20 protein-coding genes are annotated in these 23,703 nt (G+C 66.8%); 8 read left to right on the top strand and 12 right to left on the bottom strand.

Annotated features, from left to right (window positions below; translation table 11 throughout):
• The first annotated feature begins 76 nt into the window (after positions 1-76).
• From PJ250_RS10235 to PJ250_RS10225, 3 genes are all read left to right on the top strand, one after another.
• Positions 77-1,765: an ATP-binding protein gene (locus PJ250_RS10235; protein WP_271648466.1), complete on the top strand. Its 1,689-nt coding sequence runs from the start codon at positions 77-79 to the stop codon at positions 1,763-1,765.
• A 181-nt stretch (positions 1,766-1,946) separates the two neighbouring features.
• Complete coding sequence (locus PJ250_RS10230) at positions 1,947-4,334, top strand: M1 family metallopeptidase (protein ID WP_271648465.1); 2,388 nt, start codon at positions 1,947-1,949, stop codon at positions 4,332-4,334.
• Positions 4,335-4,342: 8 nt separating this feature from the next.
• The gene (locus tag PJ250_RS10225) at positions 4,343-4,849 is read left to right on the top strand and encodes a DUF6702 family protein (RefSeq protein WP_271648464.1); all 507 of its coding nucleotides are present in this window, start codon (positions 4,343-4,345) and stop codon (positions 4,847-4,849) included.
• A 52-nt stretch (positions 4,850-4,901) separates the two neighbouring features.
• Here PJ250_RS10225 and PJ250_RS10220 read toward each other — a convergent pair whose 3' ends face one another.
• On the bottom strand, positions 4,902-5,990 hold the full coding sequence (locus tag PJ250_RS10220) for an NmrA family NAD(P)-binding protein (protein WP_271648463.1): 1,089 nt from the start codon (positions 5,988-5,990) through the stop codon (positions 4,902-4,904).
• Here PJ250_RS10220 and PJ250_RS10215 point away from each other — a divergent pair.
• Positions 5,889-6,824 (top strand): LysR family transcriptional regulator, encoded by a 936-nt coding sequence (locus PJ250_RS10215; protein WP_271648462.1) that lies wholly within the window; start codon positions 5,889-5,891, stop codon positions 6,822-6,824. The two genes, PJ250_RS10220 and PJ250_RS10215, sit on opposite strands and share 102 nt — an antisense overlap.
• 336 nt (positions 6,825-7,160) lie before the next feature.
• On the opposite strand, the gene PJ250_RS10210 is transcribed toward PJ250_RS10215, so the two are convergent.
• The 4 genes from PJ250_RS10210 to PJ250_RS10195 all read right to left on the bottom strand — a co-directional run bounded on the left by PJ250_RS10210 (position 7,161) and on the right by PJ250_RS10195 (position 14,796).
• On the bottom strand, positions 7,161-8,195 hold the full coding sequence (locus tag PJ250_RS10210) for a hypothetical protein (protein WP_271648461.1): 1,035 nt from the start codon (positions 8,193-8,195) through the stop codon (positions 7,161-7,163).
• A 540-nt stretch (positions 8,196-8,735) separates the two neighbouring features.
• Complete coding sequence (locus tag PJ250_RS10205) at positions 8,736-12,659, bottom strand: autotransporter-associated beta strand repeat-containing protein (protein WP_271648460.1); 3,924 nt, start codon at positions 12,657-12,659, stop codon at positions 8,736-8,738.
• Positions 12,660-13,407: 748 nt separating this feature from the next.
• Positions 13,408-13,779: a nuclear transport factor 2 family protein gene (locus PJ250_RS10200; protein WP_271648459.1), complete on the bottom strand. Its 372-nt coding sequence runs from the start codon at positions 13,777-13,779 to the stop codon at positions 13,408-13,410.
• Positions 13,780-13,782: 3 nt separating this feature from the next.
• Complete coding sequence (locus tag PJ250_RS10195) at positions 13,783-14,796, bottom strand: NADP-dependent oxidoreductase (protein ID WP_271648458.1); 1,014 nt, start codon at positions 14,794-14,796, stop codon at positions 13,783-13,785.
• Positions 14,797-14,880: 84 nt separating this feature from the next.
• Here PJ250_RS10195 and PJ250_RS10190 point away from each other — a divergent pair, with 84 nt between their 5' ends.
• Both PJ250_RS10190 and PJ250_RS10185 read left to right on the top strand, forming a co-directional pair.
• Positions 14,881-15,444 (top strand): TetR/AcrR family transcriptional regulator, encoded by a 564-nt coding sequence (locus PJ250_RS10190; RefSeq protein ID WP_271648456.1) that lies wholly within the window; start codon positions 14,881-14,883, stop codon positions 15,442-15,444.
• Between the two features lie 350 nt (positions 15,445-15,794).
• On the top strand, positions 15,795-16,964 hold the full coding sequence (locus PJ250_RS10185) for an MFS transporter (protein WP_271648455.1): 1,170 nt from the start codon (positions 15,795-15,797) through the stop codon (positions 16,962-16,964).
• Positions 16,965-17,027: 63 nt separating this feature from the next.
• On the opposite strand, the gene PJ250_RS10180 is transcribed toward PJ250_RS10185, so the two are convergent.
• The gene (locus PJ250_RS10180; RefSeq protein WP_271648454.1) at positions 17,028-17,969 is read right to left on the bottom strand and encodes a sensor domain-containing diguanylate cyclase; all 942 of its coding nucleotides are present in this window, start codon (positions 17,967-17,969) and stop codon (positions 17,028-17,030) included.
• Positions 17,970-18,565: 596 nt separating this feature from the next.
• Between PJ250_RS10180 and alaE the strand changes: the two genes are divergently transcribed.
• A complete protein-coding gene (alaE, locus tag PJ250_RS10175; protein WP_271648453.1) occupies positions 18,566-19,030 on the top strand; it encodes an L-alanine exporter AlaE in 465 nt (154 codons plus the stop codon).
• Positions 19,031-19,142: 112 nt separating this feature from the next.
• Here alaE and PJ250_RS10170 read toward each other — a convergent pair whose 3' ends face one another.
• The 6 genes from PJ250_RS10170 to PJ250_RS10145 form a co-directional block, all read right to left on the bottom strand.
• Positions 19,143-19,319 (bottom strand): CsbD family protein, encoded by a 177-nt coding sequence (locus PJ250_RS10170; RefSeq protein ID WP_271648452.1) that lies wholly within the window; start codon positions 19,317-19,319, stop codon positions 19,143-19,145.
• A 295-nt stretch (positions 19,320-19,614) separates the two neighbouring features.
• Positions 19,615-20,139 carry an anthrone oxygenase family protein gene (locus PJ250_RS10165; protein WP_271648451.1) on the bottom strand — a complete coding sequence of 175 codons (525 nt, stop codon included), beginning with the start codon at positions 20,137-20,139 and terminating at the stop codon, positions 19,615-19,617.
• Between the two features lie 420 nt (positions 20,140-20,559).
• Positions 20,560-20,949 (bottom strand): VOC family protein, encoded by a 390-nt coding sequence (locus PJ250_RS10160; RefSeq protein ID WP_271648450.1) that lies wholly within the window; start codon positions 20,947-20,949, stop codon positions 20,560-20,562.
• A 146-nt stretch (positions 20,950-21,095) separates the two neighbouring features.
• The gene (locus PJ250_RS10155; protein WP_271648449.1) at positions 21,096-21,440 is read right to left on the bottom strand and encodes a nuclear transport factor 2 family protein; all 345 of its coding nucleotides are present in this window, start codon (positions 21,438-21,440) and stop codon (positions 21,096-21,098) included.
• Between the two features lie 4 nt (positions 21,441-21,444).
• Positions 21,445-21,846: a VOC family protein gene (locus PJ250_RS10150; RefSeq protein ID WP_271648448.1), complete on the bottom strand. Its 402-nt coding sequence runs from the start codon at positions 21,844-21,846 to the stop codon at positions 21,445-21,447.
• A gap of 10 nt (positions 21,847-21,856) precedes the next feature.
• Complete coding sequence (locus PJ250_RS10145) at positions 21,857-22,600, bottom strand: SDR family NAD(P)-dependent oxidoreductase (RefSeq protein WP_271648447.1); 744 nt, start codon at positions 22,598-22,600, stop codon at positions 21,857-21,859.
• Between PJ250_RS10145 and PJ250_RS10140 the strand changes: the two genes are divergently transcribed.
• Complete coding sequence (locus PJ250_RS10140; RefSeq protein WP_333909514.1) at positions 22,515-23,639, top strand: AraC family transcriptional regulator; 1,125 nt, start codon at positions 22,515-22,517, stop codon at positions 23,637-23,639. The two genes, PJ250_RS10145 and PJ250_RS10140, sit on opposite strands and share 86 nt — an antisense overlap.
• The last annotated feature ends 64 nt before the right edge of the window (positions 23,640-23,703 follow it).

The following is a 23,703-nucleotide window of genomic DNA, read 5'->3' as shown; positions in this document are numbered from 1 at the left end:
GCTTGCAATACAGACATGTGCGGGCCGCTCGTGTTGTGTTAGCGCGGTTGTCTGCCCGAGCGCTGGTCCTCGCGTCATGTCCTTCACCCTGCCCCTGCCCACTGCTGCGCCCGACAGCCAGGCCCATCGCCTACTCTGCGAGGTGGACTGGGCGGCCTCGCCGCTCGGCGCGCCGCCACACTGGCCCCTGGTCTTCAGGCGCCTGCTGACCTTCATCCTGGAGTCGCCCGAGCCAATGTGGTTCGCCTGGGGCGAGCAACGGCGCATGTTCTTCAACGATGCCTACCTGCCGCTACTGGGCAACAAGCTCGAAGGCGCGATGGGGGAACGGCTCGAGGTGGTCTGGCGGGAGGTGTGGGCCGATGTCCGGGCCAGCGTCGAGGGCACCTTCCAGGGACGCGCCTCGCGCTATGTCGACCTGCCCCTGCGCATGGACCGCGATGGCACGCTGAAGGACACCTACTGGACCTTTTCCTATTCCCCGGTGCGTGGCAACGAGGACGAGGTCGTGGCGCTGTTCTGCATCGTCAGCGAGCAGACCGAGCGCGTGCTGAGTGAGCGCGAACACCAGAGCCACCTGAGCACGATGTCCGAGGAAGCGCGCGAGGCCCAACTGCAGCTGCTGCGTGCGCAGGAACAATTGCGCCAGGCGCAGAAGCTGGAAGCCATCGGCCAGCTCACCGGCGGGGTGGCGCACGATTTCAACAACCTGCTGCAGGTGATCACCGGCTCGGTGGACCTGCTGCGCCGCGAGGACCTGCCCGCCGACCGGCGCATGCGCTTTGTCGAGTCCATCGCCAGCGCGGCCCAGCGCGCGAGCAAGCTCACCCATCAGCTGCTCGCGTTCTCCCGGCGCCAGGCCCTGGCCCCGGAGGTCTTCGACCTGACCGCCAGCATGGGCGAGGTGGCCGACATCGTGCGCACCCTGGTCGGCTCGCGGGTCGCGGTCCATCTGAGCGTCCCCAATGCGCCCGTCCCGGTGCTGCTGGACCGCAACCAGCTCGATACGGCGCTGATCAACCTGGCCGCCAATGCGCGCGACGCCATGCCCGCCGGGGGTGAGCTATCCATCAAGGTGGCGCGCGTGTACCGCATCCCGGCACTGCGCACCTTGGCCGCGCGCCCCGGCGACTACGTCGCCATCTCGGTGGCCGATCGCGGCAGCGGCATCGCCGAGGGCGATCTGGAGCGCATCTTCGAACCCTTCTTCACCACCAAGGGCGTCGGCGAAGGCACCGGCCTGGGCCTGAGCCAGGTCTTCGGCTTCATCAAGCAGTCCGAGGGTGACATCGAGGTGCGTCGCCGCCGCGACGGTGGCACGCGCTTCACCCTGTACCTGCCGTGCGTGGACCAGGCGATCGATGAGCGGGCCATCGCCGAGCCCCCGGTCGCGTCGCGCGATGCGGGTGACACCCGGATCCTGGTGGTGGAGGACAACGCCGGCGTGGCCGAATTCGTGACCTCGGCCCTGTCCGAGCTGGGCTATGTGGTGGTCCTGGCCCACAACGCCGACCAGGCGCTGGCGGCCCTGGATGAAGACGTCGCCCGCTTCGACGCTGTTTTCAGCGACGTGGTCATGCCGGGCATGAGCGGGCTGGAACTGGGCCGACACCTGCGCGAGCAGCGCCCCGGGCTGCCGGTGATCCTGGCCAGCGGCTACAGCGACATGCTGGCCAGCGATTCGGCCCACGGCTTCGAAGTCCTCAAGAAACCCTACTCGCTGGAACAGCTCTCCCAGGCACTGCGCACCGCGCTGGGGCGCTAGCCGCCCCTGCACACGGCCTGGCGGCCACCCGGATGAAGCTTACAAATACGACAGGCTGCGCCCGCAGCAGCGTTCCCGCGCGCCAGCGCCTTGATCTGGCGGCACCTGACAGGAAATGATCGGGAGCGCGTCGTCGCGGCCGGTGCCGCCACCCGCCGCCTCTCCCCACGAGGATCCTGCATTGACCACCCTGTTCCTGCGCGGCTGTGCGGCCGCGTTGCTGTTGCTGAGCTTCGGCGTCCAGGCCGATGCCATCCGCCAGACCAAGGCGCCGTTCGAGGACAAGTTCCGTCAGCTCGAGGGCGAGGACTGGCCCACCCCGACCGACTATCGCAACGCCGCCGGTGCGCCGGGCTACCGCTACTGGCAGCAGCAGGTGGACTACGACATCCAGGTGCGCCTGGACGAGCCCAGCAAGCAGGTCACCGGCGCGGAGACCGTCGTCTACCACAACCATTCGCCCGACAGCCTGCCCTACCTGTGGCTGCTGCTGGACCAGAACCGCTTCAAGCGCGACTCCATGGACAACCTGAGCCGCACGGTGTCCGGCGAGTCCATCAGCCTGGGCCAGGTGCGGCGCGCCAAGCGCTACCAGGACTGGGAAGGCGGCTTCACCATCACGTCGGTGCGCGACGGCAACGGCCGCCCGCTGGAGTTCACCGTGGTCGACAGCCTGCTGCGCATCGACCTGGCCCAGCCGGTGGCCGGCAACGGGGGCAGCACCCAGGTGCACATCGAATGGTCGTTCCCGATGATCGAGAACAAGGTCGTCGGTGGGCGCAGCGGCTACGAGTGCTTCACCGACAAGGGCCAGGACGGCAACTGCATCTTCGAAGGCGCGCAGTGGTTCCCGCGCCTGGCGGTGTATTCGGACTACGAGGGCTGGCACAACAAGGCCTTCCTGGGCTCGGGCGAGTTCACCCTGGAGTTCGGCGACTACCGCGTGGCACTGACCGTGCCGGCCGACCACGTCGTGGCCGCCACCGGCGAGCTGCAGAACGCCGACCGCGTGCTCAGCGCGGCCCAGCGCCAGCGCCTGGCGCAGGCGCGCGATGCCACCGAGCCAGTGTTCGTGGTGACCCCGGCTGAAGCGGAAGCCGCCGAAGGCGGCCGCGCCAGCGGCGAGAAGACCTGGGTGTTCAAGGCCGACAACGTGCGCGACTTCGCCTGGGCGTCCTCGCGCAAGTTCGCCTGGGACGCGCTGGGCGTGCACCAGGCCGGCGGTGACCAGCCGCCGGTGATGGCGATGTCCTTCTTCCCCAAGGAGGCGCGCCCGCTGTGGGATGCGTATTCGACCAAGTCCATCGCGCACACGCTCAAGGTGTATTCCAGCTTCACTTTCCCCTATCCGTATCCGACCGCGCAGTCGGTCAACGGGCCGGTGGGCGGCATGGAATACCCGATGATCACCTTCAACGGCCCGCGCCCGGTCAAGGACGAGAAGACCGGCAACCTGACCTACACCGAGCGCGCCAAGTACGGGCTGATCGGCGTGGTCATCCATGAGGTCGGCCACCAGTACTTCCCGATGATCGTCAACTCCGACGAGCGCCAGTGGACCTGGATGGACGAAGGACTCAACACCTTCCTGCAGTTCCAGGCCGAGAAGCAGTGGGACCGCGACTTCCCCTCGCGCCGCGGCGAGCCCAAGGACATCGTCGAGTACATGGTCAGCCAGGACCAGGTCCCGCTGATGACCCAGTCCGACTCGGTGCTGCAGTTCGGCGCCAACGGCTACGCCAAGCCCGCCACCGCGCTGACCATCCTGCGCGAAACGGTGATGGGCCGGGAGCTGTTCGACCGCGCCTTGCGCGAGTACGCCCAGCGCTGGTACATGAAGCATCCCACGCCGTACGACTTCTTCCGCACGATGGAGGAGTCCTCCGGCATCGACCTGGACTGGTTCTGGCGCGGCTGGTTCTACGGCACCGACCACGTGGACATCGCCCTGGACCAGGTGGTGCGCTGGCGCCTGGACAGCGGCAACCCCGATGCCGAGGCCAGCTGGAGCCGTGGCGAGTACCAAAAGGAGCCACCCTCGCTGACCGCCACCCGCAACACCGGCAAGACGGTGGTAGAGACCGACCCGGCCACGCGTGACTACTACGACCGCGCCGAGCGCTTCGCTCCCACCGCCAGCGCGCGGCGCAAGGCAAAAAAAGACGACGCCGCGCTGAGCCCGGAGGAACGACGGGCGCGCGCGGTTAGCGACAGCTTCTACCGCTTCGACCTGCGCAACGTCGGCGGGCTGGTGATGCCGGTGATCCTCAAGCTCACCTTCTCCGATGGCAGCGACACCGTCGTGCGCATCCCGGCCGAGGTATGGCGCAAGAACGCGCGCCAGGTGACCTGGGAATACGTGACCGACAAGACCCTCACCCGCGCCGAGCTGGATCCGCTGTGGGAAACGGCCGATGCCGACCGCGGCAACAACCTGTTCACCGGCACCATCGCCACGCGCACGCTGAAGATCGCCAGCCCGCCCAAGCAGGACAACCGCATGCGCGAGGACGACCTGAAGGTGCTGCCCGACTCGCTGCAGACCTATCCCGCACCCAGCAAGGACTGAACCCCGCCATGAAGCCGTTTCACTTCCCTCTGCTGCTGGGCCTGTTGGCCTGCCTGGCCAGCGCCAGCGCCTTGGCCCATCGCGGCCACGACACGCTCAGCGTGGTCCGGATCGACGCCAAGGGCCAGGTGCTGGTCACCCATCACCTGACCGCGCACGACATCGAGCCGGGCGTGCTGCGCCAGATCGCCCCGCAGGCCCAGCCCAGCCTGGACGACCCGCAGGCACTGGCCGCGCTGACCGGCTATGTCGGTGAGCACTTCCTGCTGGCCGAGGGCGACCAGACCGTCGCCCTGACCTTGGACAAGACCACCCTGGCCGGCGACGACATCGAGCTGCGCTATCGCGGCCAGCTGAAGGACCCCGGCGCCGCGCTGCAGGTGCGCGATGCGCTGCTGGCCGATGTCTTCCCGGAGATCGACAACCAGGTCAACGTGCACCGCGGTGGCAGCACGCGCACGTTGCGCTTCACCGAGGCGAGTTGGCAGCCAGTGCCGCAGGGCAAGGACGGCTGAGACGGGGGGCTCCTGATGGACCTTCAGCACCAGGGCCAAAGCGGCACATGCGTCAGGTGGATGGCGCGCGCGCAACCAGGCCACGCAACACCGCCTCAATGGTGACCACGCCCTTGCGCTGCTCCAGGCTTCCACCCTCGAAGGCGATCCAGCCCTGATTGAAGCCGTCCAACATCTGCATCCTGGACACCGGATGCTGCATGCCCTGTGCCTGGAACAGCTCGGCCCATTGATCGCGCGGGATGGCCTCGGCGCGCACCGGCCGTCCAAGCAGATCAGCCAGCGCAGCGGCGATCGTATCCGGCGACACCGGCGAGGGTCCCTCTAGCTCCACGATCCGCACGCCCTCCCAGTGCTCCTGCAGCAGGGCCGCGGCCGTGGTGCCGACGTCCTCGGTCGCCGCCATGGGGATCGTGCGATGGGTTGGCTGCAGGAAACTGGGCAGCGTGCCGTGCTCGCGGGCGGGCTGAATGTCCCATTGGCTGTTTTCCATGAACCAGCCAGCGCGCAGGAAGGCCATCGGCAGGTCCAGGGTGCGCAGGGACTGTTCCATCATGCCGAGCTGGTTGAGCAGATTGGGCTGATCGGCCTGGGCTCCGATGGTGGACAGACAGACCACGCGTGCCGGCCGCGCCGCGGCGAGGGCGGCGCGTACGGCGTCGATGATGCGCCGCGCCTCGGGAAATCCGGGCGCCGGGTCGAAAGCGGGCGGCAGCAGGACGAACACGCCTTCCGCCCCCTCGAACGCGCGATGCAGGGCATCGACATCGTCCATCGTGGCGACCTCCAGCGCGCAGCCCTGCTCGGCCCAGTGCCGGCCCTTGTCGGCGTCGCGCACGACCGCGCGCACCGCCTGCCCGGCATCAAGCAATTTGCGTCCGACGACGCCCCCCACCTGTCCGGTGATTCCCGTGATGGCATACATGTGATGGATCCTCTTCGTGTGCGGCGGCTGCCGGATGAGGCGCATTGTCCGCGCACGTTTCGCATGACGCGATAGCATGAACGTCATTTCATTGATGACGAATCGGCATGCTCCATGGCATTTGACGAACGCGTTCTCAACGGCATGGGGGTTCTGTCTGCCATCGTCGACTGCGGCAGCTTTGCGGCGGCGGCAGAGGCCCTGGACATGTCCCAACCCGGTGTCAGCCGTGCCGTGGCGAGGTTGGAGGCCCGACTGGGCGTGCGGCTCTTCGACCGCACCACGCGTTCGGTTTCACTCACCGATGAGGGGCATCGACTCTACGAGCGCGCACTGCCACTGCTGGCCGCCCTGGAAGAGGCCGCCAGCGACGTGAGTGCCGGCGCCACCGCGGTCCGGGGGCGCCTGCGCGTCAGCGTGGACCCCTATTTTTCGCGGCTCATGCTGGGGCCACAGCTGGGCGGCTTCCTGGCCGCGCATCCGCAACTCCAGTTGGAGCTGATCAATCGGGACAGGCTGGGAGACATCGTGGCCGATGGCTTCGACATGGCGGTGCGCTTCCACGAGCCGGTGGCCTCCTCGCTGGTGGCGCGACGCCTGCTGGACACCCGCATCCTAACAGTGGCGGCCCCTGCCTACCTGCGCCGACACGGCACGCCGCGCGCGCCCAAGGAGTTGGAATCCGATGCGCACATCTGCATTCAATACCGCGATCCGCTCACCGGTCGCCCGTTCGACTGGGAATTCCACCGCGGCAAGCGCGTCACCAAGGTCAGTACCCATGGCCAGCTCACCGTCAACGATGTCGGGACCCAGCACAGCGTCTGCCTAGCCGGCCATGGCATCGCCCAGGTGATGGCACTGGGCGTCGAGCCGCTATTACGCAGCGGCAAGCTGGTACAGGTGCTGCCGGAGTGGTCCGATGAGCGCTTTTCGCTCTACGCGCTTTATCCCTCGCGACACCACCTGCCCGCGAAGTGCCGGGCCTTCCTCGACTTCGTCGCGGGTGTCGTCGTGAATATGAAGACGGAATTGGCCCTGTCGCCCTAAGGTGCGCCTGTAAGACATCCGGCCTGATCTCGGCCAGTAGGTTCAGCTGCGGCTCGAACGGGGCGAACACGTTCGGCGAGCCATCTCGCTCGAGCCCCGGCAGCTTCTCCGGGTAGGCCGACATCCGGTCGACGGCTGCACGTTGCGGTCACGCAAGGGCTCGGCCGCCAGCGCCACCATATCGGCCAGGCGCTGCAGGGCCGCGTTGCGCTGTACCTACAGGAATACCCGGTTGGACGGAGGTCACCTCGATGCAGGCGACCTGCATCGCAAGCGATGCCTGGCAGCGCGCGACGCGCGACGGGTGGAACGCGCACGCCGGGCATGCCGTCGGCATCAGTCCTCCATGCCAACTGGACCGATCATCCGCTCAAGCTCCAGTCGCGCGCCGATGTCCAACGCTTGACGGTCCAGATGCGCGGACTCCACCAGCGCCTGGCACGGCTCGCGCTGGTGCTGGTCGACCATCCGCGCGCAGGTCAGCAGCACGTCGTCGGCGGCGCGCTGCCGATCGGCCTGCGCAACGGCATCGGCACTACGCGCAAGCCTGCCAAGCCAAGCGTCGAGCAGACTCTGTTCGGCCCGGCCGACCACCAGATCGTCGATCACATGCAGGCTGGCAATGAAGCGACCCTGCTCCGCGTACGCATCCGGGTCAGCGCCATCGACCCGCGCGCTGGCGCGCCACTGCGCCGCTATCCATTGCACATAGCGCTGCCCCACGCTGTCGCGCATGCGCGTACTGGCATCCATCGCCGCATGCCGGACCAGGGACATGGCCTGTTCGCCATCGAACAGGCGGCCCGCCCCGGTGCCCGCCTCGCTTGCCTGCTCGAACAGCCTCAGCAGGGCCTTGGTTCGCGCATCGGCCGTGGTGGCGGTGACACTGGCATTGGCCAGGCGGGCTTCGACCTGCCAATCGGGCATCCTTTCCACATTGAGCACGCGCAGGCGGGTGTCCAGGGCCGTCGGCTTGAGTAATTCGGCCGTATTGCCCTGCGCATCGGCCCGCCCCACGAAGACCGACCCATCGCTGAAACGCACCTGGTAGACCACGCCTGAATTGGGCTTGCCAGAAGGCAATGTCAGGTGGAACTGGGCATTGTAGGCGCCCTGCCCATACGTGGGCCTGACCTGCAACGCATCGGCGGCCGCCTGCTGGGGCAGGCGCACCGGCACGGTGTGGCCCTGCACATCGGTGACCCCGCGCATGTCGACCTGTTCTTCGCCCTGGGCTTTGACCACCAGGCGATAGCGGCCGCGCACCAGTGGCTCGCCGCTCACTGGGTCCAACACGACCGGCTGCACCATGCGTGGGCCCACGCCAACGGGGGTGGCCGGCGCGGTGCTGCCGGGAAAAGAGGTGTCCAACGAAGTGCAGCCGGCCAGAAAAACAACGGCACAGGTCGTCAAAATCAGCCGCGCAGTCCGACCCGGGACCGGACGCTGCGAAGCGCGTGAAAAAAGCAGCACGAATCCATCCAGCAGTCACCAAACAAAACCGCGCAGGCGCGCGGTTGGAGACATCGTGCGCATAACCGACCGGTGCATCAACCCCTTGCGGAGTGCTCGGCAACCCCTTATGCAAAAAGTAACGACATGAGCCGGCGCTTGACCACGGCGCGATCTTTATTGCGCCTGGACGAGGCCAGAAGATCTACGGCACCCGGTTAATGACGTTGGCTGCACGGCTTGCTAACGCCCGAGATGTCATCGGGTTCCGACTTAATTCCGGCGTGTCGACATGGCGCAGCCAGGTCCAGACCGCGATGTGCGATCCGCCTACTGCGGCAGCGCACTGAGCGATGCCTGCTGCCGCGGCTGGAGTCTGGTCGGGCGCCAACGAGACAGCAAAAAAATGCCGCCGCCGAATGACTTCGGCGGCGGCTGGATTCCCTTCCTTGACTGCGATCAGAACTGCACGCGCACGCCTGCATTCACCTCGTGGCTCGAGCGGTTGTGGCCTTGCGTGGCACCCAAACCGCCATAGAGGTAACTACGCTGTCCAATGCGAACCGTGCCACTGGCATCCAGCTTGTACAGGTTGCGTCCCATCGCAGGTGCATCAACTGCAAAGGACTCGCCCGCCAGCGTGGCGTCGACGGTGGGGTTGTACGTGTTGCCAAACTCACGGCCGACAGCGGCGCCGACGCGGAACGTCACGGTCGAGGCGAGCGGATCCTGGGCCGCCGAGCCGACATTGAGGCCGGCCAGGACGCGGGTTCCCGTCTCGTCGTAGCGATCCATCTCAAGATTGGTCAACGCATCGCCCGACTCTGAGAACCCATCCCGGTCGACGCGCTGCCAGGTGGCCTGGACCATCGGCTCAATACGCAGGCTGCCATGCTGGAAGGGCAGACGGGCCGTCACACTCGCTGCCGTGCTATGGCCGTCTGCTTGGCTGGCCAGACGCATGGCAGGAGAAAGGGGATCGGCACGTCGCATGCGCCAGTCGTCCTTGGACCACGATGCGGTTCCATCGATGAGCACCCTGCCCACCGCGACCTCGCCGTAGAGCAGCACACCATTGCCACGCACGCTGCCGGAGGCTTCGGTGTCCACCAGCTTGCTTTCGGTGTGCGCCACGCCCACGCCCCACACGCTCGCCTCGCCACGATGAATGTCTACGCCCGCGGTCGCGCGGTCCTGATGGGTCCGGTAGCCGCTGGCATTGGCGTCCTCGTTGGTCCGGCTGCCATCCTGTGACAGCGTCGCCCACGCACGGCTGCCATGATCGGCACCACCCACCTGCGCCTCGGCCAGATGGTCACCCATGTCGCCGATCAGTCCCAGACCGGCTTCACGCGCCATCGCGGCGGTATGCGCATGAACTTCACCGGCAAGTCCCTGCATCACCGCTGGCAATGCCGCCGCACGCAGCCCGGCTAGGGCCTGCAGCAGCGCGGGCTGGTTGGCATTGCCTGCGTGCCCATCCTGCGCGGCCATCATGCGATCCACCGCTTCACCTGCGCGCACGGCGTTGCCGTTGCCGACGCCGTCGAGCAACGTCACATAGGACGCTGGCGTGACGTACAGCTCCACCGTATTGCCGTTTGCATAGAACACCTGGAAGCGAGTGTTGTCGGCCAGGCCCGCCGTCGGTTGCAGCAGGGTGTCAAAGCTCCCCTGCACGCCCCCCTGGGCCTGCACGATGGTGTAGACATCGCCCAGTTCCGGAGTAAAGGTGTTGGACGCGTTGCCCGTGATGCCACGCAGCGTGGGCGCCAGCGTGCCAGCCGCGGTGTAGACCCCTCCCACCAGCAGACGCGAGTAATTCCCTGCACCAGCCTCCGTCCCGTAGCCATCGATGTCGATCTGCAAGGTGCTGGCGTCGGTCATGGTCACTGCACCATTCACCGTCAGCGTGCCTGGGGAGTTGCCCGGCGCCAAGATGCCGTCGACATGGACGTCGCCATCGATCACGCCAACACCACGCAAGGTTCCGATTGCGTCGACCTGCACCTGGCTGGTCAACATGCCGTTGGCGCGCAACAGGCCTTCCTGGACGCATGTGCCATGCGCAAGCGTGGCTCGTCCGGTCATGTTGAGGGTGCCTTGGCCACTCTTGACGAAGCAGCCGGCGTCGCCGTCGGTCAGGATCTGCCCGCTGAGCTCGGTCGAGGTTCCAGCATCGACGTTCACTCCGGAGTCGCCGCTGATCAGCACGGTCTGACCCGTCCCCAACGACTGCACGGTCTGCAGCGTGCCACCACTGAGCACGATGGTCCCGGTCCCAAGCGAGGAACCACTGTCGATCTTGATCACGCCACCATCAATCAGCGTGCCACCAGTGAAAGTGTTGTTCCCGCTGACCACCAGCGTGCCGTTGCCGCGCTTGAACAGGCCACCGGTTCCGCTCATGTCGCCCTGAGCGTTCAGGGTGACCCCATCGAGCGTGGTGATCGAGGCATTGCCCGCACCAATGACCATGTCACGGCTGCTGGTGATCGACGAGGTCACGGTGAGATCGCCGCCGTTGAAGATGATCGCGTTGGATGCATCGCCCAGGTTGGCGTCACGATCGATCCGCAGCGACCCGCCATTGAGGGTATTGCCACCGGTGTAGGTGTTTTCGCCGGAAAGAATCAGGGTCCCGGCGTTGACCGTGGTACCGCCCTGGTGCGAAGCATTTCCGCCCACCACCATCGTACCGGCACCGTTCTTGACCAGCCCACCGCTGCCTGCAAGCGTGCCGGTGCTCGTGAACGTCTTGCCCGCATCGACGGCGAAGCCGCCGCCATTCAAGGTCATCGCCCGTCCGGTCTGGAACGTGCCGCTGGTCTGCAGGACGCCGCCATTCAGGACCAGGCCCGAGGACAGATCGCCCAGGTTGCCGTCGGCGCTGACCTGGAGCGTGCCGGACTGGACCGTCGTGCCACCGGTGTAGGTGTTGTCGCCGGTCAGCACCAGCGTGCCGTTACCGCCCTTCACCAAGCCGCCGGTTCCGGTCATGTCACCGGCATAGGTCCCGGTGCCGCCCTGGTTGAAGGCCACCGTCCCGTTGTTGGCGATGTCGCCCTGCAGGCTGCCGGTGTCGCCCTGCAGCGTGCCGCTCTGGACGGTCGTGCCGCCGCTGTAGGTGTTGTCGCCGGTCAGCACCAGCGTGCCGCTGCCGCCCTTCACCAGGCTGCCGGTTCCGCTCAAGTCACCGGCGTAGGTGCCGGTGCTGCCCTGGTTGAAGGCCACCGTGCCGTTGTTGGCGATGTCGCCCTGCAGGCTGCCGGTGTCGCCCTGCAGCGTGCCGCTCTGGACCATCGTGCCGCCGCTGTAGGTGTTGTCGCCAGTCAGCAACAGCGTGCCGCTGCCGCCCTTCACCAGGCCGCCGGTTCCGGTCATGTCACCGGCGTAAGTGCCGGTGCTGCCCTGGTCGAAGGCCACCGTGCCGTTATTGGCAATGTCGCCCTGCAGGCTGTCGGTGTCACCCTGCAGCGTGCCGGCCTGGACCGTCGTACCACCGGTGTAGGTGCTGTTGCCGTCCAGGATGAGTGTCCCGTCGCCAGCCTTGGTCAGTGCACCGGTCCCGTCCACTCCACCGGTAAAGGTCACATCGCCCCCGGTGGTATCGACCGTGCCATTACCCGAGCGGATCGTGACCAGCTGATCGTGGGTGGTGTCCTCGGTAGGCGCATAGGTTCCGCCGTTGAACACGATCGAGTCAGTCTGGTTGAGCTCGGGATCGATCTGGGTATACACATGGCCGGGAAGCATCGGGAAGCCGTTGAGATCCGCGGCGGTGACCACCAGCGTGTTGCTCAGCACTGCGTCCCAGGGATGCCAGACGGCGGACGGGTTGGCGATCGGCAGATAGGTATAGGTGTAGGTACCGGCAGTGAGCCCGCTGAAGGTCACGCCCTGCCAGGTCATCGACCTGCCCGCAGACGGCGCGACGCCGGTCAGCTCGCTACCACTCTGGGAAACGGCGTAAAAGTTGTTGGCGCCATCCTCGAGCCCGACAGGTCGATTCGGATCGGCCTGACCGGATCCTGCGATCTGGCTGAAGTCGACCGTCTGGGAAAACCCGTTGGTACCCGTAAGCTGGAACTGCCCTTCGAACGTGATTTGTCCGCCACTGTCGGAGGTGGTGTGGTACGTGCCATACCAGAAGGTAATGGTGTTGTTGCTTCCCAGCGGCGCGATGTAGCCCACCGACACCGTATGCGCCTGGACCAACGGCACCACCGATGCCAGTGCGGCCACCAGCGCGCCGCGGCGTAGCGGCGTCATCAAACGGGTCCCCCCAGACCGGCCGGAGGCCTTGCGCGAGCCCACCAGTTCGGATGCAACGACAAATTGATTCAACGCAGCGTTCCAGACGATCTTAAAGATGCGGTTCATAAAGTTCCTGACATGAATAGTGTGGACCGCCGCCGTCGCGGGACATCGGCTGTCCAATCCCCAGAGCGCCCTGCTCGATGGCAGGGTCGGAATGGCCAGAGCAAGTTGCGTGCCACTTCACGTGACACCGGTAAGACAGATTCTTGACACCGGGTGTCAGCTGGACGCCTTCGAGCGCCAATGCCGATCGGCGCAAAGTGACGGAATTTGCGGGTCGTCCCTGCTCCCTTGTGTCACTAGATGTCCTGCCTTGCTTGGGTTTGGCAGATCTGAGGCGTTGCGCCTTGTCCGCTGACCGCGTCTAGCCGCTCGCTGCCGCCCCGACGCTCGTGCCCGTGGCTTCATTCGAGGGACCAGCGGACGACACCACCTGCACTGCGCGTGCATGCGAAGAATCGCCGCCTCACGGTGGGTGGGCGGGCGCATCGTCCATTTGCGCCGTCCTTCGGCAACGGCACGAAGATCAGCAGGACCCTCCAGGCGAGGCCCCGGATCGGGGGCCTGCGCCACCTCCATTCATGGTTCCGTGCTCGGCCGGTGGGCACCGCCGTCGACAAGCCTCTGGCGGCAGGTGGGCGACTAGCCATTCCCTCGTGTCGAAGGCGTGTCCCCTGGGTGGGTCGGCACCGGCCGATGGACTGTGGAATCCAGGAAAGACTTCATCCCACGCGACGATGGCCCCCGTTGGCCAATGCGAGCGCGGATACTGGAGCAAGCGCAAGCCAGCCTCACGCTTGCGTCTGTCCGCCTACGCAGATTCGCAGGTCATCTCGTCGATCTGCAGGAACCGCCCGTCCGCGGCGAGCCGGGCGAAGACGAACACTTCAATGTCCAGGCGGCTGCCATCACGCATGGCCAGCACGATGCGATGGCGCTGGGCATAACGGTCCAAAGACACGTGCTCGTCCAGGACGGCGAGCGTGGCATGGTCCAGGACGGCGCGCAGGCCAGTGATGCGCTGGCCTGCCTGGGCATAGGTTTCCCACACGCCGTTGGTCCGCTGCCGAAACGCCGGATCGAAATGCCGGGACATCGCATCCTCGACGCTGAGCCGGCGGTGGTTGAGCAGGTCCTCGATGGCCGCCTTGAGGCGGCCCGTGCCCGCATCGTGCGCGACCATGGCTCACGCCACCGTCATGACGAGCTTGCCCTGCACGTGGCCTTCGGCGGCACGCGCGTGCGCCTGCGCGGCCTCGGACAGGTCGAACACACCATCGATGGCCACGCGCACCGTGCCGGCGTCGAGCAGGGGCGCCATCTCGGCCAACTGTCTGCCGCTGGATTGGACCTGCGTGGTCGAGACGGTCACGCTCAGATGCGCGGCCTCGCCATCGTCCTCATAGCCCAGCGGAAACACCGGGAACAGGGCGCCACCCGGCTTGAGTGTCTGCAGGAAGCGTCCGGTGGTCGGCCCGCCCACGGCATCCAGCACCAGGTCCACGTCACGCACCTGCGTCTCGGGCCTGCACCGTTTGTAGTCGATAACCACATCGGCGCCGATGTCCTTGAGGAACGCCTCATGCCGACCCGAGGCCACCGCGATCACCCGCGCGCCCTTCCACTTGGCCAATTGCACCGCGAAGTGCCCCACGCCGCCGGCGGCGCCGTTGACCAGCACGGTCCTGCCTTCCAGCGGGACTGGCACGTGGGCGCGGTCCTGCAGGGGATTGGGCACCATGTGTCCCTGTTCGATCAGGAACTGCCACGCGGTCAGCAGCGACATCGGTGCGCCGGCGGCGTGGAGATGGTCGATGCCGGCCGGCTTGCGCGCCACCTCCGATACCGGCGCGGTGACGAACTGTGCGTACGCCTGGCTGCCACCGGCCAACCCGCTGGGGAAGCGCACCATCGCGTAGACCGCCTCGCCCACGGCGAAGGCATCGACATCGTCGGCCACGGCCGCCGCCACGCCGGAGACATCGGTCCCAAGGATCAGTGGGAACTGCACAGCTGGGCGCCACTCGGGCGGCAGCGTCTTGTAACCCTCACGCAGATACCAGTCCGGTGGATTCAGGCCCACGGCCTTGACCCGGATCAACACCTCGCCCGGCTGCAGGCGGGGGACAGGCGCGTCTTCGTACCGCAGGACCTGCGGACCTCCGAACTGCGATTGGCGAACGGCTTTCATCAATTTCATGTGCACTCCCATGCGCGGATGTGCGATCTTTAACGGAACGGTGCTCCGAATATATGGAGCACTGCTCCGAATGTAAAGAATGCCATGAGAGCTGACGCCCAGAAAAACTATCAACGCCTGCTGTCGGTCGCGCGGGAGGTGTTCCAGGAGAGCGGCGCGGAGGCGTCGCTGCGTGACATCGCGCGCAAGGCCGGGGTTGGCCTGGGGACGCTGTACCGCCATTTCCCCACGCGCGAGGCCTTGCTGGAAGCGCTGCTGCGCGACGGGTTCGAAGCACTCGCCGCCCAGGCCGATGCCCTGCTGCAGGCCGAGAGCGCCGACGCGGCGCTGGTCGCCTGGCTCCAGCAGATCATCGCGTTCACCCACAGCCAGCGCGGCGTGATCGCGCCGATGATGCACGCCATCGAGGATGAGGCGTCCGCGCTGCATGGATCCTGCGTCAGGCTGCGCGCGTCCGGTGCCGCCCTGCTGATGCGCGCCCAGCGGCAGGGCAGCGCGCGGCCAGACCTGGATGGCGATGCGCTCTTCGATCTGATCGCCGCCCTGGCGTGGCTGCGCGAGCAGCCCTCCCATGCCGCCCGCGCAGACCGGATCTTCGCCCTGGTCACCGGTGCGGTCCTGAACCAGGAGGCGGCGCGAGGCGACTGACGCGCACGCGTGCCAGGCCCCGCGACGCACACGCTGCGCCCGCATCCCGGGTGTCCCTCCCCCGGCTTGCCAGCCGCCACACGATCGCCACGGACCCGCGCTCGGGTGCGACCGGCGTGGTCGTGGGCGCGAGGGATTGACCGAGCCGCACGCGCGTCCTAGGCTGCGCGTCGTCGTCGGGAGTGGCCCGCCGGCCGTAAGCGTTTACGTCAACCAACGCGTCAATCGAGTCGTGATTGCAGCCCTTGCCGCTGCCGGACTCGCTTACGCCTGGATGACCTATGCAAACGCCTCTTCGCGGGCTCGCCCGCTCCTTGACCGCCCTTCCCGCGCCCGTATGGTGCGCCGCCGTGCTGTTCCTGTGCATCGGCCTGACCAGCGGGGTGATCCTGCCGTTCCTGGCGCTCTGGGCCGAACACAGTGCCCAGGTCCCGGCCCGCTACGTGGGCACACTGTTGGCGTGTTACTCGGCCGGTGAGCTGCTGGCCACGCCCTTCCTCGGTGGAATCGCCGACCGCCGCGGTCGACGCCCGGTCCTCATCGTGTCCATGCTCGGCGTCGGACTCGGCTTCGCCCTGCTGCCGGCCTGCCACGGCGTGGGATGGGTCGCCCTGACCCTGCTTGGCATCGGCATCTTCGAAAGCGTGCTGCACCCGACGGTGTTCACCGTCATTGCCGACGTGGTCCCGCCCTCGCGCAGCCACCAGGCCTTCGCGATCGCGCGCAGCTTCGACAGCGTGGGACACATCGCCGGGCCGGCGCTGGGCACGCTGCTGGTCGCGCGCGCGCCAGGAATGGTGTTCTACGCCGCGGCGAGCGCCTCGCTCCTGGGCGCGGTGGTCGCCTGGGCGTGGCTGGCCGAGACGCGGCCCGCCGTGGTCCAGGCCGAGGACGACGAAGAGGAAACCCTGTCCAGCCTGCTGCCGGCCTTCCGCGACCGCCATCTGGCCTTGCTGCTGCTTGGCCTGCTGTGCCTGGAGATCTGTGCCGGCTGGGTGCCCTCGGTGCTGCCGCTGTACTCGCATGACACCGGGATGCTGAGCGTGGGCGAGGTCGGCGCGTTGTTCACCTACGGCGCGGCGCTGGTGGCCGTCCTGCAGCTGGTGACCGCACGCGGGTTCGCCAGGATCAGCGGGGCCCGGCTGGTGCTGCTGAGCACGCTGATGCTGGTGCTGGCCTTCGCCGCGATGTTGCTGGTGCACGGCGTGGCCGGCCTGGTCATCGGCATGACCTTGCTGTCGTGCAACCAGATGGTGCTGGGCCCCCTGGTGCCCGCCACGATCAGCGCGCTGGCCCCGGCACAGCAACGTGCGCGCTACATGGCCGCCGCTTCGGTCAGCAACGACCTGCAGGATTCGCTTGGCCCGGCCATCGGCACCTTCCTCTATGGCACCTCGCCGCGCCTGCCCTGGCTGCTGGGCATCCCGCTGGCCACGCTGGCCGGCGCCTTCCTCAGCCGACGCTTCCGCCATGGCCGCCCGGCAGTGCCGGCGTCGGCATCGGCGACGCAATCGGTGTGAGGTGCCGATGCTGCAGCGGAGGCCGGCCGGATCCGTGCCGCCAGCACTCACCCAACGAAGCGCTCAGAACGTGCCGGACTCCGCTCGCATCCGGCCGTTGCGCTTGGCCTGGTACAACAGCGCATCGACGGCTTCGACAAACGACAGCGCGGGCGCCTCCGCGCCTGGTGTCACGGTACCGACTCCCACGCTCAAGCTCAGCAGGGGCGAGACGCTGGAGCGCGCGTGCGGAATCTGCTGCTGGCGCACCAGCTGCATGCATTTTTCCGCAACCTGGCGCGCATTGGCGGCGGAGGTGTCCGGCAGCAGCCAGATGAATTCCTCCCCGCCGATCCGGGCGACGAAGTCCCGCGGGTTGTTGGCGGCCTGGGCCAGGGTGCTGGCCACGGTGCGCAGCGCCTCATCGCCCCGGATATGACCGTAGTGGTCGTTGTACTGCTTGAAGTAATCGATATCCATCATGAGCAGCGACAGCGGGGTCTGGCGTTGCTGCGCGGCGGCCCACTCGCGTTCCAGCACGATGTCGAACATGCGTCGGTTGGCGATGCCGGTCAGCCCGTCCTGATAGGACAACTCCTCGAGCTGTTTCTGCAGGCGCATCAGGTGGTCTTCGGTCTTCTTGCGCTCGCTGATGTCGAACATGAAACCGACCAGCGCCTCGACCTCGCCGTCCTTGCGCACCACGTGCACGACGTCGCGGATCCAGACGTAGTCGCCGTCCTTGGTCATGGCCCGATAGTCGGCTTCGTGATCGACACCGGCCTTGGACTGGGATACGCAGAAATTGACCACGTAATCGCGGTCATCCGGATGCATGCGCTCGACCCAGTCGTTGATGCCGACCCAACTGCCCTGCTCCCAACCCAGCAACGCTTCGATCTGCGGACCGACGTAGCTGAAGGTCATGCTGTTCCAGTCGATCCGCCACGGGATCGCCTTGGTCGATTCGAGCAGGGTCTTGTAGACGTCGCTGTCCTTGCCTGGATCCAGGCTGGCTTCGCTCATGGGTCGATCACGTTCACGGGGGCGGGAAGGGGCGCCAGCATGGCAAAGCCGGCCGCAAAGCGCATCTCCCTACGCCCGTCCGAGCCGATGGACAGCAGGCCGCACGACGGGCAAGAGGACGCAAGAACGGACAGCTCCCACTTCGCAATACGCAGCCGCCTGTTCCAGCGTGATCATGCTCGACAGGTGCCGCCAATCGCTCAACCGCCGCTTGGGCTCAACCGCGAATCCCTCCCACCGTGCCTGCCGGGGATCCGCGTAGATCTGGCGAGGTCCCAGCCCTGGGAACAGAGCAGCCCGGCACGACCTTCTCGACGCTTGCGCCGCGCCATGCGGCTTGGTCGCGGTGGGTCTTGCCGAGCACCTCAATCTGGCTTGCCCGGCTTTGCCGCGGCCGGGGCGCCCTGGATCCGTGAAGGACCTTGATGTTCGGCCCGACAAAGCCCCCGCATTTTGGGCCCGGCGGGTGACCTTGATCTCGGCTGGGCGGCGCTCGCGCTCCAGCCGGATGGGGCAGTCCGTCTTCGAATGCGAACGCTCCCGCCCCCTGCACGGCATCACCCCTTGTTGGCGTCGCGCGACCGACACTGCCGGCCATGCATGACACAACACCGCTCGCAGCACCTCGGCTGCGGGCCTTCATCGCCGATACCACCGCGCTGATCGTGTTCTTCACCGCGACCGGCGTTCTCAACGAGCGCTTCGTTTCCGGGATGTCATGGGACGAAATCCTGCATGCGCGCCTGCTGGGCGCCGCACTGATGATTCCGGTGGCCAGGCCCTATGGCCTTTGGCGGGACCGCCTGATGCGGCATGCAGGGCCGTCGCGCGCATCGCAGCTGTTTTGGGACAGCCTGGCGCTGGTCAGTTTCCAGGTCCCGATCTATGCGGCCATCATCGCCGTCAGCGGGGCCTCCGGTGCCGGCCTGGTCCGCGGCGTCTTGGGCGCCACCGTGTTGATGCTGGTCACCGGACGGCCCTACGGGGCGTTCCTCAACTGGACCCGGGCGCGCTTTGGCCTGTCCCCGGGCGGCGAGAAGCCCATGAGCCTGGGCGATTGAGCGACCGGGCAGGGAGGGCGCAAGTGCGCGCGGCGCGCCAACGCGCAGGGCGTGACCGCTCCCATACCGCTACACGCCGGCCCCGGAAAACCCGGGAGCCGGCGTCGGGAGTTCAGCGATGGGTCCTGGCCTCGTCGCGACTCTTGCCCACTGCGCTCTGGGCCTTGCCTACGCCCTTCTGCACCTTGCCCTCGACTTCCTTCCCGGTATTGCCGGTGACCTTGCCGGCCACTTCCTTGGCGGTGCCCTTGACCTGATTCTTGGCACCCTCGGTCCGATTCTTGTCCATCGTGGAGCTCCACTTCAGTTCGCCCTCAAGCGGGCCGCGCAAACGTGTACCTGCACGGGTTGGGCACGGGTGAAGAGCCCCCCAGCAAATTCACACGGCGCTTGAACGATCCCAAGACTGAGGCGCGAAGTACCCGTGGCCTTGCGCATCACCCCATCCAACCACGCGCCGACGCGGCGGTCCGGCAGGCGCACGCCGTGGCGCACTTCGAGGCCCGCACCCAACCACGAACGCACTTGCCCTCGGCAATGACGGGGCGCGCCACACCGCCAGGCGCAGTCGCACCGGTGGCGGATCAGGGCCGAACTTGCGTATGAATCAGGCCTTGCGTGGCGAGCGTCAAGGTCCGGAGGGACGCGAGAAATCCGATGGCGATGAGCGCGATGCGAAACCCGTCCCACGCGATCCAGCGTGCAGTCAGCGCGGCTGCCTCCGCGGCGCTGGCGGTCGCCTTTCCCGTCGCGATGGCGTACTGAGCATTGATCATCGGCCAGAAGATCGTGGGCGTGATCGCCCAGATCAGGACGAAGGCGGATACGCCCACCAGCAACCAGCGACGAAGTGGCCGTGACTGGCGCCACCCAGCGACCAGTGCACCGACCACGGTGAGCGCCATCAAGGCCGACAGTGGCTGGAAAAAGTCGCCTGGACTGACCGGATACCTGGGGCCATAGGGCAGTAGCGCGAACGACGCGGGCGGGGCGGCCCCCCAGGCGCCAGCAACGACCAGCAGGTCGAAGAGCTTCGCCCCCAGCCCGATCCCCCAGGCGAGCGTGGAGGCCCACAGGAAGGTTTGCATGATGCGGACGCGCGGGGACATCGTCTGGCCTCTTATGCCGTTGCTGGGACACCTTCATCTGGACACGCGCCCATGAGCGGGCACGCCATTCAGCTCTACAGCGAGCCTCGCGCGGTCGGACCTCCCCGACGCAACATCAGACCCAGCACCGGATCGGGTGAGCCAGGCCCATGGCGTTCCACCGGAAACGAGGGAAAACCAAGCATCCGGTCAGGTTGGAGGGCGCCATCGCCAACCACCCACCACTCAGCGCGAGGCGAGCAAGCGATCGTCCGGCCGGCGCGGCACATACCTCTGGAGGCCGACACACCGGGCGACGCACATCTTCCCACCGTTGAATTCGCAGCGCCGTCGAACCACGGTCTCCCCCCTGGCAAACCATCCTCGCCCACTGGGACCAGCATGTGTGGAACAGACGGCCGCAGGAGACGCCCGCCTCAACTAGCGCTGGCATACCACCTCGACATTGATGCCGTCCGGATCCAGCACATAGGCCGCGTAATAGCGCAGGTGATAGTGCTCGCGCACGCCGGGCGGGCCGTTGTCGATGCCACCGGCTCCCACCGCCGCCCTGTGAAAGGCATCCACCACCAGGCGGCTCTTGGAGGCAAGGGCGATATGCGTCCCTGGGGCAACCGTCGCTCTCTCGTGGATCCAGAGGCTCGGATAGCCCCCTTTGCCAAAGCCGTGCCGGAAACCTCCGGTTCTGCTTTTCTCCGGCCCAACTGTGATGATGCAAACAAAGCCCAGCGGCGCCAGCGCAGCCTCATAGAAGCGGCGCGAACGTGTCGCGTCGCTGACAGCGAACTCGATGTGGTCGATGATCGTCACGTGACCTCCGGCGTGGATGAAGGGAGGATCTGAAGCATTTCAGCGGCGTCGGCACACATCGATCCTGCAGCGAGGGGCGCCACCAAGCGGGCGGCGCCCCTCGAGGCACCGAAGCTCATCAGGTGTTTCATCTGGGCCCGTCCTCTTCACTCCAGATCCGCATCGATGCGGGTGATCAACCCACCCGCGCCGAGCGTGATGACCAACAGACCGATCTCGTGGCCAAAGTCCCCTTTGAAATCCACCCGGACCGCGGCCTGGTTCTTGCCCGACTGCGTCAACGACAACAGACGGGTGGCTGTGTTGTAGCCCACGAAGTAGCGCTCCACGTAATCGCGGATGCTGGGGTGACCGACGAAGGTGTGACCGGTGGAGGGGTCGTCGATCACCGCGTCGGGCGCGAACAGCGCCAGCACGGCCGGCGCGTCGAAGGCGTTGGTCGCCGCGATGAAGCGGTTCGCAGTCGATTGCAATGGCTGCTTTGCTGTCATGGTTTCAGTCCTCGTGCTGCCAACGCTTGTAGACAAACTCCAGGCTGTAGCCGTCCGGGTCCCTGACCTGCGCGGCGTAGTAGCGGGGGTCGTGGTGCAGCTGTACGCCGGGGGGATGAATCTCGGTTGCGCCGGCCAGCATCGCGGCGCGATAGGCCGCGTCTACCCTCTCCCGGGATTGGGCAACGAAGCCCACATGCGCCGCGGCACCGCAGGATGGTCCCTGCCGCAGCCAGAAAAACATCCTGCCGTTGGCGCCAAAGCCCTTGAGATCAGGGTGGCCAGGCGGCCCGTCCCGGCCGTCGTAATCCAGGCGATTGACGATCCCAAGCGGCTTCAACGCGGCCTCGTAGAACACGATGGCGCGCCGTAGATCGGCGACGGTCAGGAATAGATGGTCGAGCATGCCGTCCTCCTCAGACGAAGTAGCCGCCACCGACTTCGATGGTCTGTGCGTTGATCCACGCGCCATCGGCCGACAGGAGCGTGGCAATCACCCGTGCGACTTCCTCGGGCTCACCGATGCGCCCCAAAGCCGTCTGCGAGGACAACAGCGCCTCGTATTCCTCGTCGAGGCCGCCCCCCAGTTCGGTGCGGATCGGTCCCGGCGCAACCGCGTTGGCACGAATCCCGCGCTCGCCGAATTCCTTGGCCATGTACCGCGTCAGCACTTCGAGCCCGCCCTTGAACGCGGCATAGGGCGCCACGCCCGCGGTGGCCACGCGCGCGGTGGCACTGGTCAGGTTGACGATCGAAGCGTCGCGGCCAAGGAGCGGCAGCAGCTGCTGGGTCAGGAAGAAGGGCCCCCTGAGATGGACATTGAACAGTCCATCGAACTGCTGCTCGGTCACGGTCTCCATCGGATTGAACAGACCATATCCGCCATTGTTGACCAGGCCAGAAAGCGTGTCGGTCTGCCAGACCCTGTCCAGTTGCAGCTCGACAGCGTGGCCAAACGCGCCAAAGCTCGCCACGTCCGCCACATCCAGCGGCAATGCGCGGGCGCACCCGCCCTGGTCGGTGATCTGTGCGACCACGTCCTGCGCGGCCTGGGGATTGCGGTGATAGGTCAGGATGACGCCAAGCCCACGCCGGGCGCACTCCCTTGCGGCGGCGGCCCCGATGCCCCGGCTCCCGCCGGTGATGACGATGACACCCATGGATGTGCTCCTGTTTCGATGTGGAGCACCACGGTATTGGGCCGATGCCGGCATGGCCTGCCCGATCTTGGCGGAAACCTGCCCAATCCTGCTTTCCGACTTGCGTGCCCTCAGGCGCTGCGGTCTCATCCGCTCCATGACATCGCAGCTCAACGAACTCAGGAGGTTGGCTTCGACTGCCCAGAACAGGCAAACGGAGACGGGCATTCCGCGGGTGGCGATGGTGCAGGGAAAGATTCCCGAGCAGGCGCTCTCTGCAGTTTATGAGCCCATGATCAACCTGATCCTGCGCGGCGGGAAGTCCATGACCGTCGGTGAGAGCACCCTCCATTACGACCCGGCCACCTACTTCGTCATGACGGTGGATCTTCCGGCCGTTGGCGCGGTCCATGCAGCATCGGACGGCAGTCCCTATCTGGCCGTGGCACTGACCCTGGATGCAGGCATCCTCGGCCGCCTGCTGGACGACCTGCCCGATTCTGTTCCCACCGGCGTGGCCTCGCGACCCACCGCCGCATTCTCGGTGGCCACCGTCACGCCCGAACTGATGGATGCCTGGGTGCGCATGCTGGGTTTGATGGAACGCCCGGCTGACATCGCGGCCCTGGCACCGGTCTATGAACGCGAGATTCTCTACCGCGTGCTCCAGGGGCCGCATGGACAACTCCTGCGTGATATCGCCACGCCGGACTCGGCTCTTGCGCGCGTCCGCAAGGCCATCCAGTGGATCCGCGAACACTACAGCGCGCCCTTGCGCATCGGCGCCCTCGCCCGCCTGGCCGCGATGAGCGAGTCGGCCTTCCATCGCCACTTCAAGGCGGCAACGGCGCTCAGCCCACTGCAGTACCAGAAGCAACTGCGCCTGATGCAGGCACGCCACCTGCTCACGGCCCGGGGCGCCAGCGTGACTGCCGCGGCGATGGAAGTCGGCTATGAGAGCGCCACCCAGTTCAGCCGTGAATACGCCAGAGCCTTCGGCCTGCCGCCCTCCCAGGATGCCTCACGCCTGCTGGCGGCGTTCCGCGCCCCGTCTGCTTGACCCACCCTTCTCGCCAGACGCCGGGCGACGGGGTGTTGGCGGGTGACGCAATCCGCGCAGAACG

Origin of the sequence: Pseudoxanthomonas sp. JBR18, assembly GCF_028198165.1 — a bacterium.
Taxonomy (GTDB): domain Bacteria; phylum Pseudomonadota; class Gammaproteobacteria; order Xanthomonadales; family Xanthomonadaceae; genus Pseudoxanthomonas_A.
This window is presented reverse-complemented; position numbering and strand designations above follow the sequence as displayed.

Coding starts and splice junctions, on each gene's coding strand:
- PJ250_RS10190 (WP_271648456.1), top strand. CDS start 14,881: ATGAGAGCTGACGCCCAGAAAAACTATCAACGCCTGCTGTCGGTCGCG.
- PJ250_RS10165 (WP_271648451.1), bottom strand. CDS start 20,139: ATGTCCCCGCGCGTCCGCATCATGCAAACCTTCCTGTGGGCCTCCACG.
- PJ250_RS10155 (WP_271648449.1), bottom strand. CDS start 21,440: ATGACAGCAAAGCAGCCATTGCAATCGACTGCGAACCGCTTCATCGCG.
- alaE (WP_271648453.1), top strand. CDS start 18,566: ATGCATGACACAACACCGCTCGCAGCACCTCGGCTGCGGGCCTTCATC.
- PJ250_RS10205 (WP_271648460.1), bottom strand. CDS start 12,659: ATGAACCGCATCTTTAAGATCGTCTGGAACGCTGCGTTGAATCAATTT.
- PJ250_RS10145 (WP_271648447.1), bottom strand. CDS start 22,600: ATGGGTGTCATCGTCATCACCGGCGGGAGCCGGGGCATCGGGGCCGCC.
- PJ250_RS10235 (WP_271648466.1), top strand. CDS start 77: ATGTCCTTCACCCTGCCCCTGCCCACTGCTGCGCCCGACAGCCAGGCC.
- PJ250_RS10150 (WP_271648448.1), bottom strand. CDS start 21,846: ATGCTCGACCATCTATTCCTGACCGTCGCCGATCTACGGCGCGCCATC.
- PJ250_RS10215 (WP_271648462.1), top strand. CDS start 5,889: ATGGCATTTGACGAACGCGTTCTCAACGGCATGGGGGTTCTGTCTGCC.
- PJ250_RS10225 (WP_271648464.1), top strand. CDS start 4,343: ATGAAGCCGTTTCACTTCCCTCTGCTGCTGGGCCTGTTGGCCTGCCTG.
- PJ250_RS10170 (WP_271648452.1), bottom strand. CDS start 19,319: ATGGACAAGAATCGGACCGAGGGTGCCAAGAATCAGGTCAAGGGCACC.
- PJ250_RS10195 (WP_271648458.1), bottom strand. CDS start 14,796: ATGAAATTGATGAAAGCCGTTCGCCAATCGCAGTTCGGAGGTCCGCAG.
- PJ250_RS10140 (WP_333909514.1), top strand. CDS start 22,515: ATGACGCCAAGCCCACGCCGGGCGCACTCCCTTGCGGCGGCGGCCCCG.
- PJ250_RS10200 (WP_271648459.1), bottom strand. CDS start 13,779: ATGGTCGCGCACGATGCGGGCACGGGCCGCCTCAAGGCGGCCATCGAG.
- PJ250_RS10180 (WP_271648454.1), bottom strand. CDS start 17,969: ATGAGCGAAGCCAGCCTGGATCCAGGCAAGGACAGCGACGTCTACAAG.